The organism is Flavobacterium sp. GSP27, from assembly GCF_003970395.1.
Classification (GTDB): domain Bacteria; phylum Bacteroidota; class Bacteroidia; order Flavobacteriales; family Flavobacteriaceae; genus Flavobacterium.
Genome location: NZ_RYDP01000008.1, coordinates 53,372 through 71,819 on the forward strand (window position 1 = coordinate 53,372; position 18,448 = coordinate 71,819).

An 18,448-nucleotide genomic window follows, 5' to 3' on the forward strand; every position below is an offset into this window, starting at 1 on the left:
CATGAGGCTAGTAATTTTAGGTGGAGGCGAAAGCGGTGTTGGCACTGCTATTCTGGGTAAGAAAAAAGGATATGATGTTTTTGTGTCTGATTTTGGAAAGATAAAAGAGAATTACAAAGAGGTTCTTCTTATTAATGAAATAACCTGGGAAGAGCAGCTGCATACGGAAGAATTGATTTTGAATGCTGATGTGGTGATGAAAAGTCCCGGAATTTCGGATAATTCTCCAATTGTAAAAAAATTAAAGGAGAAAGGAATCTCGGTAATTTCTGAAATTGAGTTTGCTGCTCCTTACACTGAGGCTACCATTATAGGGATAACTGGGAGTAACGGAAAGACCACCACTACAATGCTGACACATCATTTGCTAAAAGCAGCGGGGCTAAATGTAGGATTGGGGGGCAATATAGGAAAGAGTTTTGCCTGGCAAGTTGCTGATAATAAATATGATTTGTATGTGCTTGAATTGAGTAGTTTTCAGCTGGACGGGATTGAAAATTTCAAACCGCATATTGCCATAATTACCAATATAAGCCCGGATCATCTGGATCGATATAATTATAAATATGAAAATTATATTGACGCAAAATTCAGGATTACGATGAATCAGACTCAGGAGGATTACCTCATTTACGATGCGGATGACGAAGCCATCAATGAATGGTTCAAAACACACACAACAAAGGCGAAATTAATTCCTTTTTCATTGACTAAAACATTCAACGAAGGAGCTTATATACAAAACAACAAAATGGAAATAAAGATTAATCAGGAAGAGTTTACAATGGACACCGAACACATTGCTTTAGAAGGGAAACATAACATGAAAAACGCAATGGCAGCAACTTCTGTGGCAAAATTAATGCAAATAAGAAAAGCTACAATTCGGGAGAGTCTTTCTAATTTTCAAGGAGTAGAACACCGTTTAGAAAAAGTTTTTAAAATCCAAAACGTGCAGTATATTAATGATTCTAAAGCAACGAATGTGAACGCTACTTTTTTTGCATTAGACAGTATGAATGCTCCTACGGTATGGATTGTGGGCGGGGTTGATAAAGGAAATGATTACAATGAATTGATGTCCTTAGTGCGTGAAAAAGTTAAAGCGATTATCTGCCTTGGTGTGGATAATAAAAAGATAATTGATGTTTTTGGGAATGTGGTTGACATGATGATTGAAGTGTCCAGTATGGATGATGCGGTGAGAATGGCACAACGAGTGTCAGAAAAAGGAGACGTAGTGTTATTGTCCCCGGCATGTGCCAGTTTTGATTTATTTGAAAATTATGAGGACAGAGGAAATCAGTTTAAACTAGCCGTTAGAAATTTATAGAAAAGTGTAAGGTTGAACAACTTTACACTTTAAACACAATGATACTTCAAACCCAAACTTACAATGAAGCAACTAATAAACAATTTGAAAGGAGATAGAGTAATTTGGTCATTCGTGGCTTTATTGGCTTTGTTTTCCTTTATGCCTGTTTTTAGTGCGAGTAGTAACTTGGCCTATCTTGGTCGGGGAACCGGAAATACATTGGGCTATTTAGTCAAACATTTGGCTCATATTTGTATTGGTTTTTTAATTATTTACTGGGTTCATAAAGTACCGTATCATTATTTTCGGGCTATTTCTAAAGTAGGATTGCCCGTTGTTTGGGTTTTATTGGCCTACACATTAATCAAAGGAACAGTTATTGCCGGCGCTAATGCCAGTCGATGGATTCAGGTTCCGTTTATTGGGGTCACGTTCCAAACGTCAACATTGGCCTCAATAGTGTTGTTTATTTTTGTAGCGCGGTACTTGTCTAAAACCAGAGAAGTCCCTATTACTTTTAAGTCTTCTATTTGGGAGCTTTGGACGCCGGTATTCATTACCTTAATGTTTATTTTGCCAGCTAATTTCTCAACAACGGCATTGATTTTTTCGATGGTATTGATGTTGGTTTTTATTGGAAAATATCCTATCAAATACATTGCAGTCATTCTGGGTTCAGGAATTGTATTTCTGGCCTTTTTTATTCTGCTTTCAAAAGCGTTCCCTGATTCGAAATTTTTTAGTAGGGTAGGAACTTGGGGAAACAGAATTGAAAGTTTTACCACAGATAAACCAGAGGAAGACGATTACCAAATTGAAAAAGCGAAAATTGCAATTGCATCCGGAAAAATATACGGATTAGGTCCGGGGAAAAGCATTCAAAAGAACTTTTTGCCACAATCTTCTTCTGATTTTATTTTTGCAATTATTGTAGAAGAATATGGGCTCATTGGAGGTTTAGGCGTGCTTACACTATACTTATTGTTGTTGTTCCGATTTGTTATTGCCTCACACAAAGCCACCACGCTCTTTGGGAAATTAGTAGTCATAGGTTTGGGTTTTCCAATGATATTCCAGGCCATGGTCAACATGGCTGTTGCTGTAGAATTATTGCCGGTCACTGGACAAACATTACCCTTGATTAGCAGCGGAGGAAGTTCTATCTGGATGACGTGTTTTGCCCTTGGAATCATTATTAGTGTGACCAAAAAAGAAGAAGAGATCGTACAAGAATTGAAAGAAGCAGCCAAAAGGGAAGAAGCACTTCAGAAATTAATCGATAGGGAACTAGAAGAAGAAACAGTGGTTGAGGAATCCTATTCTATTGAAGATAAAGCGAAAAATCCATTGCAGGCAGTTTTAAATAAATAAGTTGTTTTATAAAAACACAATAACGCAGTAATTGATTGAAAATGAAACAGTATAAATTCATATTAAGTGGAGGTGGAACGGGTGGGCATATCTATCCGGCAATTGCTATTGCTAATGAATTGAAAACTCGTTTTCCGGACGCTGATTTCCTTTTTGTAGGGGCCAAAGATAAAATGGAAATGCAAAAAGTACCTCAGGCAGGCTACAAAATAATAGGGTTATGGATTGCAGGATTACAAAGACGATTCACCTTTGATAACACTCTTTTTCCAATAAAACTGATTAGTAGTTTATTGAAATCACGTACTATAATCAAACAATTTAAACCAGATGTAGTAATAGGAACAGGTGGTTTTGCCAGTGGACCGTTGTTACAGATAGCAGCGCTTTGCGGAATTCCAACACTGATTCAGGAACAAAATTCCTTTCCAGGAATTACCAATAAATTGTTAAGCAAAAGAGCCAACAAGATTTGTGTGGCTTACGAGAATTTACAGCGATTTTTTCCGAAAGAAAAAATGATTTTGACTGGAAATCCTGTGCGTCAGGATTTAATTGATATTGACAGTAAAAGAGCGGAGGCAATTCGCTATTTTGATTTAGATCCCAATAAAAAAACGCTTTTGGTATTAGGAGGAAGTCTAGGTGCAAGAAGAGTAAATCAGTTGATTGCTAAAGAAATTCTAACTTTTTCAGCCCATAATGTACAAGTGATCTGGCAATGTGGGAAATTGTATTTTGAGGAGTATAAATATTGTCAAGAAAATGAAAACATACAAATTCATTCTTTTATTGACCGGATGGATTTAGTATATGCAGCAGCAGATTTTGTGATTTCCCGGGCAGGAGCATCTTCTGTTTCGGAATTATGCATTGTTGGTAAACCGGTGATTTTTATCCCTTCGCCTAATGTTGCAGAGGACCATCAAACTAAAAATGCGCAAGCTGTAGTAGATAAAAATGGAGCAATTCTGCTTAAAGAAAATCAACTGGACACACAATTTAGTGTTGTTTTTGAGTCCTTGGTCAATGATCCGGAAAAACAGAAAGAACTTAGTGAAAACATAAAACAGTTGGCTCTGCCAGAAGCAACAAAACAAATTGTAGATGAAATAATTAAATTAGTCCAAATCCGAAAGGCATAAAGTCAAATGACTTTAAAACTTTAAGGCTTTAAGACTTTTAGACATAAAAAAATGAACTTAAATCAAATACATAACGTCTATTTTATAGGGATTGGAGGAATCGGGATGAGTAATCTGGCTCGTTATTTTCGCAATTTGGGAAAGCAAGTTTCGGGTTATGATAAAACGCCTTCTGTTCTTACTACGGAGTTAATTGAAAGTGGAATTTCAATTCATTTCGAAGACAGTATTGATTTGATTCCAAAAGATTTTTATCTAGACAATACACTGGTAATTATTACTCCGGCTGTTCCTAAGACGCATTCTGAGTGGAATTTTTTTGTAGAAAGAAATTACCAAATCAAAAAAAGAGCCGAAGTTTTAGGGTTAATTACAAAAGACACCTTTTGTTTTGCGGTTGCCGGAACACATGGTAAAACAACTACATCAGGGATTTTAGGCCATCTTTTGTACGAAAGTGGTGCTGATGTTACCGCGTTTATTGGTGGAATAGTCGAAAATTATAATTCAAATTTAATAGGAAGCGGTTCAACCGTGACTGTAGTTGAAGCGGATGAATTTGACCGTTCCTTTTTGCATTTGCATCCTAATATTGCATGTATTACCTCAATGGATGCGGATCATTTAGATATTTATGGAACCAGTGAAGCAATAGAAGCTTCTTTCATTGAATTTGCTTCTAAAATAGAAGATAAAAACAATCTTTTCATAACAAAAGAATTGCCATTAGAAGGCATCACTTGTGCAGTAAACGAAGCGGCTGTTTACAAGGCATTTAATGTTAGAGTAGGAAACGGCAGTTACGTTTTTGATGTGCAAACGCCTACCGAAATAATTAGAGATTTACATTTTGGTTTACCGGGAAGACATAATTTAATGAATGCATTAATGGCTATTGCAATGGCTAACTTATTCGGCACCCCAACCGATGTCATTGCAAAAGGCATTGCATCATTCAAAGGAATAAAAAGAAGGTTTTCGTATCAAATAAAAACGGATAGAAAAGTATATATAGATGATTATGCGCATCATCCTACAGAGATAAATGCCGTGCATCAGGCAGTCAGCGAATTGTATCCAAATCAAAAAGTATTGGCTGTTTTTCAACCTCATTTGTTTAGTAGAACCAGAGATTTTGTGGATGATTTTGCTAAAAGTTTATCCGCCTTTGATGAGGTTGTTTTATTAGATATTTATCCGGCTCGTGAATTGCCAATGGAGGGTGTTAACGCACAATGGTTGATGAGTAAAATGACTAATAACCATAAAAAAATAGTTTCTAAAGAGGATTTAATTCCAACAATTTTAGCAAGCAATGCTACTGTAATAGTAACAATTGGAGCAGGAGATATTGGAGAATTAGTACCAATCATAAAAAAAGCGATACATGAAAGTATTTAATTGGACCAATATTAGATTATTGCTCATGGTTGTGGTAGTGATTTTTCTTTTTTCGTTTACATCAGATCGAAATAAAAATAGAAAACTGTCTAAATCTGTCGTTGTTTTTGTAGGGGATAACGCTCCTTTTGTGCGGCAAGAAACGGTTGATAAATTGTTAATAGAAAATAAAAAAGAGGCATCAAGCATTCAAAAAGTTAATTTAGATTTGAATAAGTTGGAATCCACTCTCGATGCACATGCGATGATTGAAAAATCACACGTATTTGTAACCATTGACGGGGTGTTAAAAGCAGTAGTCAAACAAAAAAATCCTATTGCCAGGGTTTTTGGTGAGAAAGGTTCTTTTTACATTGATTACGAAGGGAATAGAATGCCGTTATCAACTAATTTTACAGCAAGAGTTCCGCTTGTTTCAGGGAGAATAAATAAAAACAACAACGAAGATTTAACTAGTTTACTTCGCATGATTTATGAAGATGATTTTTTGAAAAAAAACATCATTGGAGTTCAAATTATGCCAAATGGAAGCTTAAAAATGTTAAACAGAAATTTTGACTATCAAATAGATTTTGGTAAATTGATACATGTAGCGCATAAATTTAAAAATTATAAAGCTTTTTTTCAAAAAGCGGTTTTAGACAGTTCGTTGTATAAATATAAGAAAATTGACCTCCGATTTACGGAACAAGTAGTTTGCACTAAATAATAGATAATGGAAAAAGAGAATATTGCAGTAGGTCTAGATATTGGGACAACTAAAATAGTTGCCATGATAGGCAAGAAGAATGAATATGGCAAACTAGAAATTTTAGGTGTAGGAAAATCTAAAAGTTTAGGTGTAGCAAGAGGCGTGGTAAATAATATTACTCAAACCATACAGTCAATACAGCAAGCGATTCAAGAAGCCGAAAATAATTCAGGTTATAAAATAAAAGATGTAGTGGTAGGAATCGCGGGACAACACATCCGCAGTATTCAGCATACTGATTATATCAGCAGAAGCAATCCCGAAGAAGTAATTGGAGGGAATGACATTCAGCTTTTGATTGATCAAGTAAATAAATTGGCCATGTTGCCAGGGGAAGAAATCATACATGTTTTGCCGCAAGAATTTAAAATTGACGGACAATCCGAAATCAAAGAGCCTATAGGAATGTATGGCGGACGATTAGAGTCTAGTTTTCATGTTGTAGTGGGGCAAGCTTCATCGATACGTAATGTAGGCAGATGCATTCAAAGTTCCGGAATCGAATTATCAGGTTTAACATTAGAACCATTGGCTTCAGCAGATGCCGTTTTGAGTCAGGAAGAAAAAGAAGCTGGAGTTGCATTGATCGATATTGGTGGAGGAACAACAGATTTGGCTATTTTTAAAGATGGTATTATTCGTCACACAGCGGTAATTCCTTTTGGTGGTAATGTCATTACGGAAGATATCAAAGAAGGATGCTCGATTATTGAAAAACAAGCTGAATTGTTGAAAGTTAAATTTGGTTCTGCTTGGCCAGGAGAAAACAGAGACAACGAAATTGTTTCCATTCCGGGATTAAGAGGCAGAGAACCAAAAGAAATTTCGTTAAAGAATCTTTCCAAAATAATTCATGCGCGTGTTGTTGAGATCGTAGATCAAGTATTTACAGAGGTAAAAGCATACGGTCATGAAGATCCTCGCAAAAAGCTAATTGCAGGGATAGTGCTTACTGGCGGAGGTGCCCAATTGAAACACATCAAGCAATTAGTAGAATACATTACTGGGATGGATACCAGAATTGGATATCCAAATGAACATCTAGCAGGGAATTCTGACGAGGAGATTTCAAGTCCTTTGTACGCAACAGCTGTTGGGTTAGTAATGAAAAGTATTGAGAATAAATCACAGAGTGCAGTTAGAAAAGATGCTGTAGAGCAACCAAGAACATTGGCTTACAGGGCAGCCGCGGCTGAAAATCTAGTGTATGAAATTCCTGAAAAAGAGGAAGAGGAAGAGGAAGAAGGTCAGAATTCAAAAGAAAAACAGAATTCTACCGTAAACAGAATACAGAAAAATTTCTTTGATCGTTATGTTGATAAGATTAAAGACTTTCTGGATAATGCAGAATAGACAGTAAAAACATTCACAAGAATTAATAATAAATATCAAAAACCAAATAAAATGATGAGCAACTCAGAATTTGGAAGTATTTCATTTGATTTACCAAAAAACCAATCAAATGTAATCAAAGTTATTGGTGTAGGTGGAGGCGGAAGTAACGCTATCAATCACATGTTTAAACAAGGGATCAAAGGCGTAGATTTTATCGTATGTAATACGGATTCTCAAGCTTTACAGAGTAGTTCTGTGCCTAATAAAATTCAGCTAGGAGTACACTTAACCGAAGGACTTGGTGCAGGAGCAAACCCGGATGTTGGACAGCAATCAGCTATTGAAAGCATTTCCGAGATTGAAAAAATGTTGGATCGTAATACTAAAATGGTATTTATCACAGCCGGAATGGGTGGTGGTACTGGTACGGGTGCTGCACCAGTAATTGCACAATTGGCTAAAGAAAGAGACATTCTTACGGTGGGTATTGTGACTTTGCCTTTCTTGTTTGAAGGGAAAGTGCGTCAGGAACAAGCCTTAATTGGTATCGAAAAATTACGCAAACAAGTCGATTCTTTAATTGTTATCAATAATAATAAATTAAGAGAAGTATATGGAAATCTTGGTTTCAAAGCAGGGTTTTCAAAAGCAGATGAAGTTTTGGCGACAGCCTCAAGAGGTATTGCCGAAGTAATTACGCATCACTACACCCAGAATATCGATTTAAGAGATGCGAAAACAGTATTGTTTAATAGCGGAACGGCTATTATGGGATCTTCTGTTTCTTCAGGTGAAAACAGAGCGAAGGAAGCGATTATCGCCGCTTTAGATTCTCCTTTGTTGAATGACAATAAAATTACAGGTGCCAAAAACGTATTGTTGCTTATCGTTTCTGGAACTAATGAAATTACAATTGACGAAATAGGAGAGATTAATGATCACATACAAGTGGAAGCAGGCCATAACGCTAACATTATCATGGGAGTTGGTGAAGATGAATCTCTGGGAGACGCTATTGCTGTGACCATTATTGCCACAGGATTTGATATCGAACAACAAAACGAAATTGTAAATACAGAACCAAAAAAAATAATACATACACTAGGGGACGAACAGCGAAGTGTTCATAATCTAACCAACAAGACAGTTGCTGCATTTGATTTGAATATGGAATCACCATCGACTAATTCAAATGAGAGAGTTATTTTTGATTTATTAGAAGATACAGTAGCTGCTCCTGAGCCAGTGGTAACGGTGCCAGTCATTAATAACGAAGAACTAATCGTTATGTCTGAATTTATCAAAAACTTAGATGTGACTTTTGAAATTGTTTCTCCAATAACAGATATTGATTTTACAATCACATCACCTGTCGCCGAGGTTAAAGAGCTAAAGACTATTCAGCCAAAAGCAGTAGAAAGACAGGAACAAACTACATTCTCCTTTGATCTGCCACTTTTTAAAACAGCGCCTGTAGTTCCGGTAGAGGCCAGTAAAATTTTATTTGAATTGACTCCAGAAACGAGTGATATAAGAGTAAATGAAGCCGTTCAATTTGTTCCGGTAACGGAATTGACAGATAACGGAATCATTAAATATTCTCTTGAAGAATATATGGAGCCAGAAAATGATTTCATGGCAAAACCAGTAGCGAAAACTCCAGAGGTTGTAATTCCGGAGGAATTAAACATTACCATGAAACAAGTTGACAGCGCAGCGCTGGTTCCAGTTGACTTTCAAGCAATTTCGCCTACTGAAATGACTATCGAAGAATCATTGCGAATGAGAGCGGATGAAAGAAGGAAAAAATTAAAAGAATTCAATTATAAGTTTCATAACAATGTCTCTAAAATTGAAGAATATGAAAAAGAACCGGCTTACAAAAGATTAGGAATAGACATTTCAAACCATCAAGCTAATAATACGAATTCTAGAATTTCTGTAGGAACGGATAGTAATAATGATTTGCAGCTGCGTTCAAATAATTCATACTTACACGATAACGTGGATTAATGAACTCAAAATAAACTAAGTAACCCGAAAATTTAATTTGATTTTCGGGTTACTTTTTTTGTGTAATCTGAACAAGGCAATTTGTTGTTAATTCCAGTAAATTTTTTTAAATTTGTCGGGCATTAAAAAAGCGGTTGTTTCAAGTCCCGCAAAAAAAGCAGGAGCCTTTACTACCCTTTCGAACATTCAGAAAAGTAGTGGTTTTATAATGAGCATTTCAATAATCGATTTGATAAATAATCGATTAATAAATAAACACTAAATATTATGAGTTTATCAATACACATCATGGACGAAATTAAAACAGCCATGAGAGCCAAAGACACAGTTGCTCTAGAAGCCTTAAGAGCTATTAAATCTGAAATTTTACTAGCGCAAACCGCTACAGGATCAAAAGAAGAAATCTCAGAGGATGATGAAATAAAATTGCTTCAAAAATTAGTAAAAACCCGTAAGGATAGCGCTAAAATTTTTACAGAACAAAATCGTTTGGATTTGGCTGAACCAGAATTAGCACAAATAGCAGTAATAGAAAAATTCTTGCCAGCACAATTAAGCGAAGCAGAAGTAGAAGCTGTAGTAGCAAAAATCATTGCCGAAACTGGTGCCGCAGGCATTGCAGCAATGGGAAAAGTAATGGGATTGGCCGCAGCACAATTAGGTGGAACTGCTGAGGGGAAAACGATCTCTACTATAGTTAAAAAATTATTGACATAGATTTATGATTTAAGAGCAACAGTTTTATATATAGGATATAAAACTGTTGCTGAATAATCTGAAATAATATTGACTGCGTAGTTCAACTGGATAGAATATCAGATTTCGACTCTGAGGGTTGCAGGTTCGAACCCTGCCGTGGTCACTTTAATACCCTGTTTACAGTACTTAACAAACATTTTAGTTAACATTTAGTTATCCATTTTAAAAAACACTCATTTTCTGGGTGTTTTTTAAGTTTATATAAGTAACTGAAATAAATTAAAATTCCCCTCTAATATTAAAAAAAATCTAATTAATCAACTATTAATAGAATTTAATTAAATAATGTTTACACGCACGTAACAGATAATGCAATATTCAATATAATTCAATTGATTGATTTTATACACGCGTAACAGATAGGTGCAAACCTTTATTTTTACGCTTGTTTAATTTGAATTTAATTAGGTAATGCAAAAAAATCGCTCATCTCTGAACGGTTGTTTTTACATCATAAGTAAATTTTCAATTATGCCCAACGGGTAACGATATCAAATAATTTCATTTTGTCCGATTTAAGTATTTGAAAGTTCGAATGAAATTAATGAAAATTGGAACAAATCAAGGCGAATATTTCTTTGTATATTTGCAACCTCAAAAATAATTTAAATAATGATCGAAGATAAAAACCCACAACGCACAAGTATTGCTCAGTTAGGCGAATTTGGATTGATTGCCCATTTGACAAAAAACTTCAAAATCAATCAGCCTTCAACTTTAAAAGGAATTGGAGATGACGCCGCTGTTTTGGATTTCAAAGATAAAAGAGTAGTAGTTTCGACGGATTTATTGATAGAAGGTGTGCATTTTGATTTGGCATACATGCCCTTAAAACATTTGGGCTACAAAGCGGTAGTGGTCAATGTTTCTGATATTTGCGCCATGAATGCTAAACCCACGCAAATCACGGTTTCAGTAGCAGTCTCTAATCGTTTTCCTTTAGAAGCTTTGGATGAATTGTTTGCAGGAATTACGCATGCTGCAAATGAATACAATGTAGATGTTATCGGTGGAGATACGACTTCCTCCCAGAAAGGGTTAATCATCAGTATAACTGCCATTGGCGAAGCAGATGAAAATGAAATCGTGTATAGAAATGGTGCCAAACAAACAGATTTATTAGTCGTAACTGGCGATATTGGGGCTGCTTATATGGGGTTGCAAGTTTTGGAACGCGAAAAGCAAGTGTTTCAGGTGAATCCAAATTCACAACCGGATTTAGATGCGTACACATATTTAATTGAACGACAATTGAAACCGGAAGCACGCAAAGATGTTCGTACTCTATTGCACGCTTTAGAAATAAGACCAACTTCAATGATTGATATTTCAGATGGATTATCGTCTGAGATTATGCATTTGTGCAAACAATCTAAGGTAGGGTGTAATTTATACGAAGACAAACTACCAATTGATCCAACATTTATTAATGTTTGTGAAGAATTCGATATCGACAGTACCACTGTTGCCATAAACGGAGGCGAAGATTATGAATTGCTTTTCACTATTGCCATGGACGATTTTGAAAAAATCAAAGGGAATCCAAACTTTACAATCATTGGGCACATGACACAAGAAAGCGAAGGCATTCATTTAGTGACTCGTGCCAACACGAAAATAGCATTGAAAGCTCGTGGTTGGGATGCTTTGAGTGAATAGAAATCTCTTTAAAACAAATAAAAAACGACACCTATTAAGTGTCGTTTTTTATTTGATAAAATTAAAATAGCAATCCTTTGTTTTTAGCTTCCTGGACTAAATCAATATCGCTTCCATGTTCTATTTTTAATAATTCTTTTAAATTCAGTTTGCGTTGCTCAATTGCGCCAAGTGAAATTGGAATATATTGTGGAATGTCATTCAGCTTGGTTCCTTTTGATATATGAAACAAAATATCTTTATCAAATTGATCAATTTCTATTGTATTTTCCTCTGCCTGATTCAACATTTTTAAAACGGACTGGCTGTAATATTTTTCGTTTTTTATAACCTTATCGAAAGCAAAAATTAATTCATCAAAAGTTAAATCGTTTTTTATAACCAGTCCACTTGGATTTATTGTTTTGATAATGGTTTTTATCTTCAACAATTCGGTATACATGGTTAGTAATATAATTTTGCAGTTTGGCATGTATTCTAATATTAATTTTGCCAAATCCTCGCCGGAATAAATATTTTTTTCTTCATAAGGCGACATACTAATATCTAAAAAAGCAATGTCAAATGGCACAACAGCTGGATTGGTAATAATATGGTAGGCTGATTCGCAATCTTTTGCTTTAGTTATAAAAAACTCGAATTCCTCCGGATTATACCTCGTAATTGCATTTTTATATCCTTCTATTATAAAAGGATGGTCGTCAACTATTAATATTTCATTCTTTGTTTTTACTGTATCAACGGAATCATTAGCCATTTTGTATAAGTTGTAAGATTGTTTTTATTCTATTGGGGTGGTAACCGTTATAATTGTTCCTCCTTTTTTTGAGGATTGTATGTCAAAGATACCATCGCATTCTTTGGTCCGAAAAAGTATGTTTTGCAGACCAATGCCTTTTTTAGCTGTTTTTATATTAAAACCAACACCATTGTCACTAATTTTTAAAATCAAATGATCTTCTTCTTTTCTTAGTTCTATTTTAATGGTATTAGCATTAGCATATTTATTACTGTTTTGGAGTGCTTCCTGCAGAATACGGTATAAATTGATTTTTAGTGAGTTACTTACTAGTTCCCATTTTATAGCTGGATCAATACTTGAAATTAATTTTGATTTATGAGTCTTTTTTTGGTCTTCAAATAAATTATCAACTATGGCGACGAAGTTATTAATTAATTCTGATTTTTCTCTATTCAAGTCATGTGAAATTTCTCGAATATCCTGCTCAATATTTTTTAATTCTATTAAATAATTATTTCTCTTTTCCACAGCAGTCCCGTCAACAATCTTATTCAAGCTGTCCAAGTTAATTCGCACTCCAAATAGTCTGCCTAAAACGCCGTCGTGTAATTCGCGTGCTACTCTTTTCTTTTCCTTAATTCTATTTATTTCAATCGTGTTTTGTTGTGTGATCATTAAATTATAGATCTCTTCATTGGCCATTTGCTGTTGTTGCTTGAATAACAATTCTCTATTTTTTGCTTTTTGGGTTCTAATGACAAAGGAAAATAAACCAAGCATTGCTAAACCACTAAAAATATAAACTAAATTCCTGTTTTGTTGTACTAAGTCCTTATTCTCGTTTTTTATTTCCTCTGTTTCGTATTCGATACGGGTAAATTTATTACCCATTTTACGTTCTGATTTTTGTAATTTCTCGCTGACTTGAATGTATTCGTTTCCATAAACTGCAGCGTTTTGTGGCTCTATAATTGATAATTGCTTCAGCGAATTTAAAACATTACGATAATTGTTTGTTTTTTTGGATAATTCAAGGGCTTGTTTGGCAAACTGACTTGCTCGTAAAGTTTCATTCTTTGAAATGAAATATTCGGATAAATTTATTTTACTGGCTATGACACCCGCACTAAGTTGTAAACTATCTCTGGTTTTTAATGACCGAAAGAATAAATCTGGCAACCCTTCCTTTTCATTAAGCTTGAATTTAGAATACGCTAAATTATTCAATAACATGGCGTGCAATGAGGGTTTATCTTTAAACACATTTTTTTGATCTAGTCCTTTTTGAAAATATCTTTTCGCCTGCTTGTAGTCTTGCGTCTTAAGGTGGAGGTAACCAATGTTATTGTAGGAAGTCGCTTGTGGCTGATAAAAAGAGGCCATTAACTCGTCATCAATACTGGCTAAAGCTCTATTGTGATACCGCATTGCATTTTTATAATCCTCTAGTTCATTATAAATTAATCCTAATAAATTGTAAGCATCATACAAGATGTCGCTTTGGTTTGTGTTTTTTATGATTTTTAAAGCTTTAGAAGCCGCTTTTTCAGCCCCTAAAAAATCACTTTGATTAAATTGTATGTTTGCCTTTCTTATAATCGTTTTTGCCAGATTATAGTTGTCATTTAGCTCAATATATATTTTTTCTGCCTTGTCATAGTACAAAAAAGAACTATCCGGAATACCTTGAGAGTCATAATAATCTCCTAAATAATTATTCCCTTTTGCCATACTAAAAGCATCCTGCTGCATTGCAGATTTTTCAAGTACCAATCGTACCGTTCTTTTATACTCCTTCCAATTTTCTAAGTTATAATAGCGATTAGCAATTTTGAACAGGTTTACACGATATAAAGAATCATTTTCTTGGGGAGTTATGACTTGAAGTGCTTTTTTTACGTATTTTTCTCGTTGCTCAGACGGCAAATCAAAATCGTTGGACAATAAAAAATATGTAGAAAGGCTGTCTTTAGAATCTAAAGTAATTTTATTTGGAGTATTTTTTTGAGTACATCCACAAAATAAAAAAATAAAAAAAAGTGTTGTATATATAGGATGTTTCAATAGCAAAAAGTTTTACCATCAAAAATAAGAAAATAAACGTATTAGCATAAAAAAAGCTGCCAAAAATTTGACAGCTTTCTTAAATCAATATATTTACTAATATTTTGTTAGTCCATTTTCTTATTCCCCTGACTTGTTGATCCATTTCCAGCAAGATTTAGTTGTACGTTTTCAATTTTGAAAACTTCTGCTTTGTTATCATTTTTTGTTGTTGAAGTAATTTCTTCATTTGAAGTAAATGAAGTTAATACCATTACTAAAGAAAATAATCCGATTGTTAAAATTGCTTTTTTCATAATTTGGGAATTTTATATTGTTGTTTGATTTTACTTTTCTAGAACCACATTAGCGTGAAATTCTTTTGTAAATCTACACAGACAACTTAATTTTTTCCTACAAAAAAAAGGGTATATGGTAGAACCTGCCCGAATGATAGTGAATGGGTATTAAATCCGGGTGAACGGACAATTTTAGATTTCTAAATAATTTCCGTTAGCAAATTCAGAGATAATAAGGTCGATGTTTGTTTTGTAAGACTTAGAAAAAGGAAGTTTTACGGTACTGTTTTTTATGTAACACACAGAATTTCCGCTGTGAATTCTGGAAATATAGTTCCTATTTACAATATAACTGTTGTGAATCCTAATAAAGGGATATGACAATACCCCTTCAAAATGTTTCAATGTTTTAAAAGCCGTAATCATTTCCCCGTTATTTAAATGAATGTCCGTTGAATTATTATCGGCTCTAAGGTAACAGATGTCTTTTGCATCAATATAGCGATAATCCCCATATGATTTAATGCACAAAGTGAGTGACTGGCCCTGATGTACTGTTTCAGGTTGTGGCAGGAACGTTGGCTTTTCTTCAAGGATGATCGATTCATTTAAAGCAACCTCGCTTTCGACTTCCGATTTATTTAATTTTAAAATCAATTTTATTACATCGATTGGTACCAGTGGCTTTAATAAATAATCCATCACTTCATATTGTATTGCTTCAAAAGCCAACTCTTTTTTACGGGTGGTAATAATAATTTTAGGAATTATTTTTAGGTAACGGTGCAATTCATTGATCAATGCCAAAGACAAATTGCTAGTTGTATCAACAGGATCGATTTCAAGAAAAACTAATTGTGGCGTATGTTCTAAAATTAGATGTAGTCCATCAGTATAATTATTTGCGGAGGCCACAAAAGTTAGTTCTGAAAAACCATCAGCAATGCCTTTTGTTTTCAAAACACTTTCTTGATTGTCGTCAATAATAATGTACGAATAATTCATCAATTGCTTTTCCTGGAATTGTTAAGCATTACATCCGATTTCCAAAGTAAAATATACTTTGGTTTATTAAATTAGGTGGGGTGTTTTAGCAATTTAATGAAACAATAACATCAAAAAATGACTAAAATACTTGTGTTTAATATTCTAAAAATAAGCATTTAACTATTTTTTTATAGGTCTTGTTAATATGTTTTTAACAAATGTTGATACATTAAGATGAAATGCAGATTTATCCGATTAAGAACATGATTACTGTTTTAATAGACGTTTGAATTTAAATTCATTTCGTAAACACCTCTAGTTGTCAGCATAAAAACTTTCCTAAAGCGAAGCTGTTACTTGTTGTGCTGATGATTCAAAGAGTATGAATGTCGATTGATAATAACTTTGTCCGAATTAACCACCAAAAAGTAACTGTTAAAAATATTTTTTTTAAAAATTTATCTTACTTTTATTCCAAAAAACAAAAACTATGAAAAAATTATTTGTCTTAATTTGCTTAACTTCTTCTTTATTTGGTTTTAGCCAAGAAAAAGAAACAATCGATTTTCAAAGAAATGAATTAAAAGGGAATGCGCTATTTTTAGTTCTAGGAGCGGTAGAATTAACTTATGAACGACTAATTAATGAGGATACTGGATTAGGAATTTCACTCTTTTTTGTGGCTGAAGATGAATTTGACACTAACTTTAGTCTTACTCCATACTACCGCGCTTATTTTGGAAAAAAACCAGCTGCTGGATTTTTTGTAGAAGGTTTTGCAATGTTAAATTCATATATAGATCACGGCTACACAACATACTATTACGATAATGGAACGACAATAACTAATTTTGTAGCAGATGAAGTAGGAGCTGATTTCGCACTTGGTTTTGGTCTTGGATCCAAATGGATTCATAGAAAAGGATTCGTCTTTGAATTTAATGCTGGAATAGGACGCAATTTATTTAGTGATAATAGTCCAGAGATAGTAGGACGTGGCGGAATAACGTTAGGATACCGATTTTAAACAAAAAAGCTTCTCAATCGAGAAGCTTTTTTTGAATATAGACTACAAATAATTATATTTTCATCAGCCAGTTTTTCATTGAAACTTCATTTTCAATAATTGATTTCAAATCTGCAATAGCCACACGGTCTTGTTTCATCGTGTCTCTGTGACGAATAGTAACCGTTTGATCTTCGATAGTTTGATGATCTACTGTGATACAAAACGGCGTTCCAAGCGCATCTTGTCTTCTGTAGCGTCTTCCTACGGCATCTTTTTCATCATACGTCACATTAAAATCCCAACGCAAATCGTCAATGATTTTATGTGCGATTTCTGGCAATCCGTCTTTTTTTACCAATGGCAAAATTGCTGCTTTAGTTGGAGCCAGAACCGAAGGTAATTTCAAAACAGTTCTTGTGGAGCCATCTTCTAATGTTTCTTCTTTTAATGAAGTGGCAAAAACAGCCAAAAACATTCTGTCTAATCCAACTGAAGTTTCCACTACATAAGGAACGTAATTCTGATTTAATTCAGCATCAAAATATTGTAATTTTCTGCCGGAAAACTGCTCGTGTGCTTTCAAATCAAAATCAGTTCTGGAGTGAATTCCTTCTAACTCTTTGAATCCAAACGGGAAATTAAACTCAATATCAGCCGCTGCATTGGCATAATGGGCTAATTTTTCATGATCGTGAAAACGATAATTTTCTCTTCCTAAACCAAGTGATAAATGCCATTTCAAGCGGGCTTCTTTCCAGAATTCATAATGCTTCATTTCATCGCCTGGACGCACAAAAAATTGCATTTCCATTTGTTCAAACTCCCGCATACGAAAAATAAACTGTCGGGCTACGATTTCATTTCTAAACGCTTTTCCAGTTTGTGCAATTCCAAAAGGAATTTTCATTCGTCCTGATTTTTGAACATTTAGGAAATTGACAAAAATACCTTGTGCCGTTTCCGGACGCAAATATAAATCCATTGCTGTATCTGCGGATGCGCCTAATTTGGTGCCAAACATTAAGTTAAACTGACGCACTTCGGTCCAGTTTCTGGAACCCGTTTCCGGACAAGCAATCTCCAGTTCTTCGATTAATGCTTTTACATCTTCCAAATCTTCATTTCCTAAAGAACGTCCCAATCGTTCCAGAATTTCTCTCTCTTTGGATTTATACTCTATAACGCGAGGATTTGTAGTCACAAATTCCTGTTCATTGAAGGTGTCACCAAAACGCACTCTTGCCTTTTCGATTTCCTTGATTGCTTTTATGTTGAGTTTTTCAGCATAATCTTCAATCAAAACATCGGCTCTATATCTTTTTTTTGAATCTTTGTTGTCTATCAATGGATCGTTGAACGCGTCTACGTGACCCGATGCTTTCCAGGTAGTTGGGTGCATCAATATAGAGGCATCAAGACCTACAATGTTATCGTTCATTTGAACCATGGCGCGCCACCAATATTCGCGTATGTTCTTTTTTAATTCTACTCCGTTTTGTGCATAATCATAGACTGCACTTAAACCATCGTAAATTTCGCTTGACGGAAAAATAAATCCGTATTCTTTTGCATGCGAAATTACATTCTTAAATAAATCTTCTTGTTTTGCCATAATACTG

The 18,448-nt window shown here is 34.4% G+C and carries 15 protein-coding genes and 1 tRNA gene; 11 read left to right on the forward strand and 5 right to left on the reverse strand.

Annotation, left to right across the window (positions count from 1 at the left end):
* The first annotated feature begins 1 nt into the window (after nt 1).
* The 10 genes from murD to thiL all read left to right on the forward strand — a co-directional run bounded on the left by murD (nt 2) and on the right by thiL (nt 11,749).
* Nucleotides 2-1,333, forward strand: a complete 1,332-nt coding sequence (gene murD, locus EKM05_RS08760) for a UDP-N-acetylmuramoyl-L-alanine--D-glutamate ligase (RefSeq protein ID WP_126461723.1) — start codon at nt 2-4, stop codon at nt 1,331-1,333.
* Nucleotides 1,334-1,396: 63 nt separating this feature from the next.
* Nucleotides 1,397-2,686 (forward strand): FtsW/RodA/SpoVE family cell cycle protein, encoded by a 1,290-nt coding sequence (locus EKM05_RS08765; protein WP_126461726.1) that lies wholly within the window; start codon nt 1,397-1,399, stop codon nt 2,684-2,686.
* Between the two features lie 41 nt (nt 2,687-2,727).
* Nucleotides 2,728-3,831, forward strand: a complete 1,104-nt coding sequence (murG, locus tag EKM05_RS08770) for an undecaprenyldiphospho-muramoylpentapeptide beta-N-acetylglucosaminyltransferase (RefSeq protein WP_126461729.1) — start codon at nt 2,728-2,730, stop codon at nt 3,829-3,831.
* 51 nt (nt 3,832-3,882) lie between these two features.
* Nucleotides 3,883-5,232: a UDP-N-acetylmuramate--L-alanine ligase gene (murC, locus tag EKM05_RS08775; RefSeq protein ID WP_126554663.1), complete on the forward strand. Its 1,350-nt coding sequence runs from the start codon at nt 3,883-3,885 to the stop codon at nt 5,230-5,232.
* A complete protein-coding gene (locus tag EKM05_RS08780) occupies nt 5,219-5,941 on the forward strand; it encodes a cell division protein FtsQ/DivIB (protein ID WP_126554664.1) in 723 nt (240 codons plus the stop codon). Before murC ends, EKM05_RS08780 begins: the two co-directional genes overlap by 14 nt.
* Before the next feature lie 6 nt (nt 5,942-5,947).
* A complete protein-coding gene (gene ftsA, locus EKM05_RS08785; protein WP_126554666.1) occupies nt 5,948-7,336 on the forward strand; it encodes a cell division protein FtsA in 1,389 nt (462 codons plus the stop codon).
* 51 nt (nt 7,337-7,387) lie between these two features.
* Nucleotides 7,388-9,331 (forward strand): cell division protein FtsZ, encoded by a 1,944-nt coding sequence (ftsZ, locus tag EKM05_RS08790; protein ID WP_126461740.1) that lies wholly within the window; start codon nt 7,388-7,390, stop codon nt 9,329-9,331.
* Between the two features lie 267 nt (nt 9,332-9,598).
* Nucleotides 9,599-10,048: a GatB/YqeY domain-containing protein gene (locus EKM05_RS08795; protein ID WP_126461743.1), complete on the forward strand. Its 450-nt coding sequence runs from the start codon at nt 9,599-9,601 to the stop codon at nt 10,046-10,048.
* Nucleotides 10,049-10,119: 71 nt separating this feature from the next.
* Nucleotides 10,120-10,193, forward strand: a tRNA-Arg gene (locus EKM05_RS08800).
* A 509-nt stretch (nt 10,194-10,702) separates the two neighbouring features.
* Nucleotides 10,703-11,749 (forward strand): thiamine-phosphate kinase, encoded by a 1,047-nt coding sequence (gene thiL / locus EKM05_RS08805; protein WP_126461746.1) that lies wholly within the window; start codon nt 10,703-10,705, stop codon nt 11,747-11,749.
* 61 nt (nt 11,750-11,810) lie between these two features.
* Here the strand turns inward: thiL and EKM05_RS08810 are convergent, their stop codons facing one another.
* The 4 genes from EKM05_RS08810 to EKM05_RS08825 all read right to left on the reverse strand — a co-directional run bounded on the left by EKM05_RS08810 (nt 11,811) and on the right by EKM05_RS08825 (nt 15,838).
* Nucleotides 11,811-12,506 carry a response regulator gene (locus EKM05_RS08810; protein WP_126554668.1) on the reverse strand — a complete coding sequence of 232 codons (696 nt, stop codon included), beginning with the start codon at nt 12,504-12,506 and terminating at the stop codon, nt 11,811-11,813.
* Between the two features lie 24 nt (nt 12,507-12,530).
* Nucleotides 12,531-14,555, reverse strand: coding sequence for a tetratricopeptide repeat protein (locus EKM05_RS08815; RefSeq protein ID WP_233590896.1), 2,025 nt, complete (start codon nt 14,553-14,555; stop codon nt 12,531-12,533).
* Between the two features lie 107 nt (nt 14,556-14,662).
* Complete coding sequence (locus EKM05_RS08820; RefSeq protein WP_126461753.1) at nt 14,663-14,851, reverse strand: hypothetical protein; 189 nt, start codon at nt 14,849-14,851, stop codon at nt 14,663-14,665.
* Between the two features lie 174 nt (nt 14,852-15,025).
* Nucleotides 15,026-15,838, reverse strand: a complete 813-nt coding sequence (locus EKM05_RS08825) for a LytTR family DNA-binding domain-containing protein (RefSeq protein WP_126461756.1) — start codon at nt 15,836-15,838, stop codon at nt 15,026-15,028.
* A gap of 472 nt (nt 15,839-16,310) precedes the next feature.
* Here EKM05_RS08825 and EKM05_RS08830 point away from each other — a divergent pair, with 472 nt between their 5' ends.
* Nucleotides 16,311-16,847 carry a DUF3575 domain-containing protein gene (locus EKM05_RS08830; RefSeq protein ID WP_126461759.1) on the forward strand — a complete coding sequence of 179 codons (537 nt, stop codon included), beginning with the start codon at nt 16,311-16,313 and terminating at the stop codon, nt 16,845-16,847.
* Nucleotides 16,848-16,899: 52 nt separating this feature from the next.
* On the opposite strand, the gene EKM05_RS08835 is transcribed toward EKM05_RS08830, so the two are convergent.
* Entirely contained in the window at nt 16,900-18,441 is a 1,542-nt protein-coding gene (locus EKM05_RS08835; RefSeq protein WP_126461762.1) for a glycine--tRNA ligase, read from the reverse strand.
* Nucleotides 18,442-18,448: the final 7 nt, after the last annotated feature.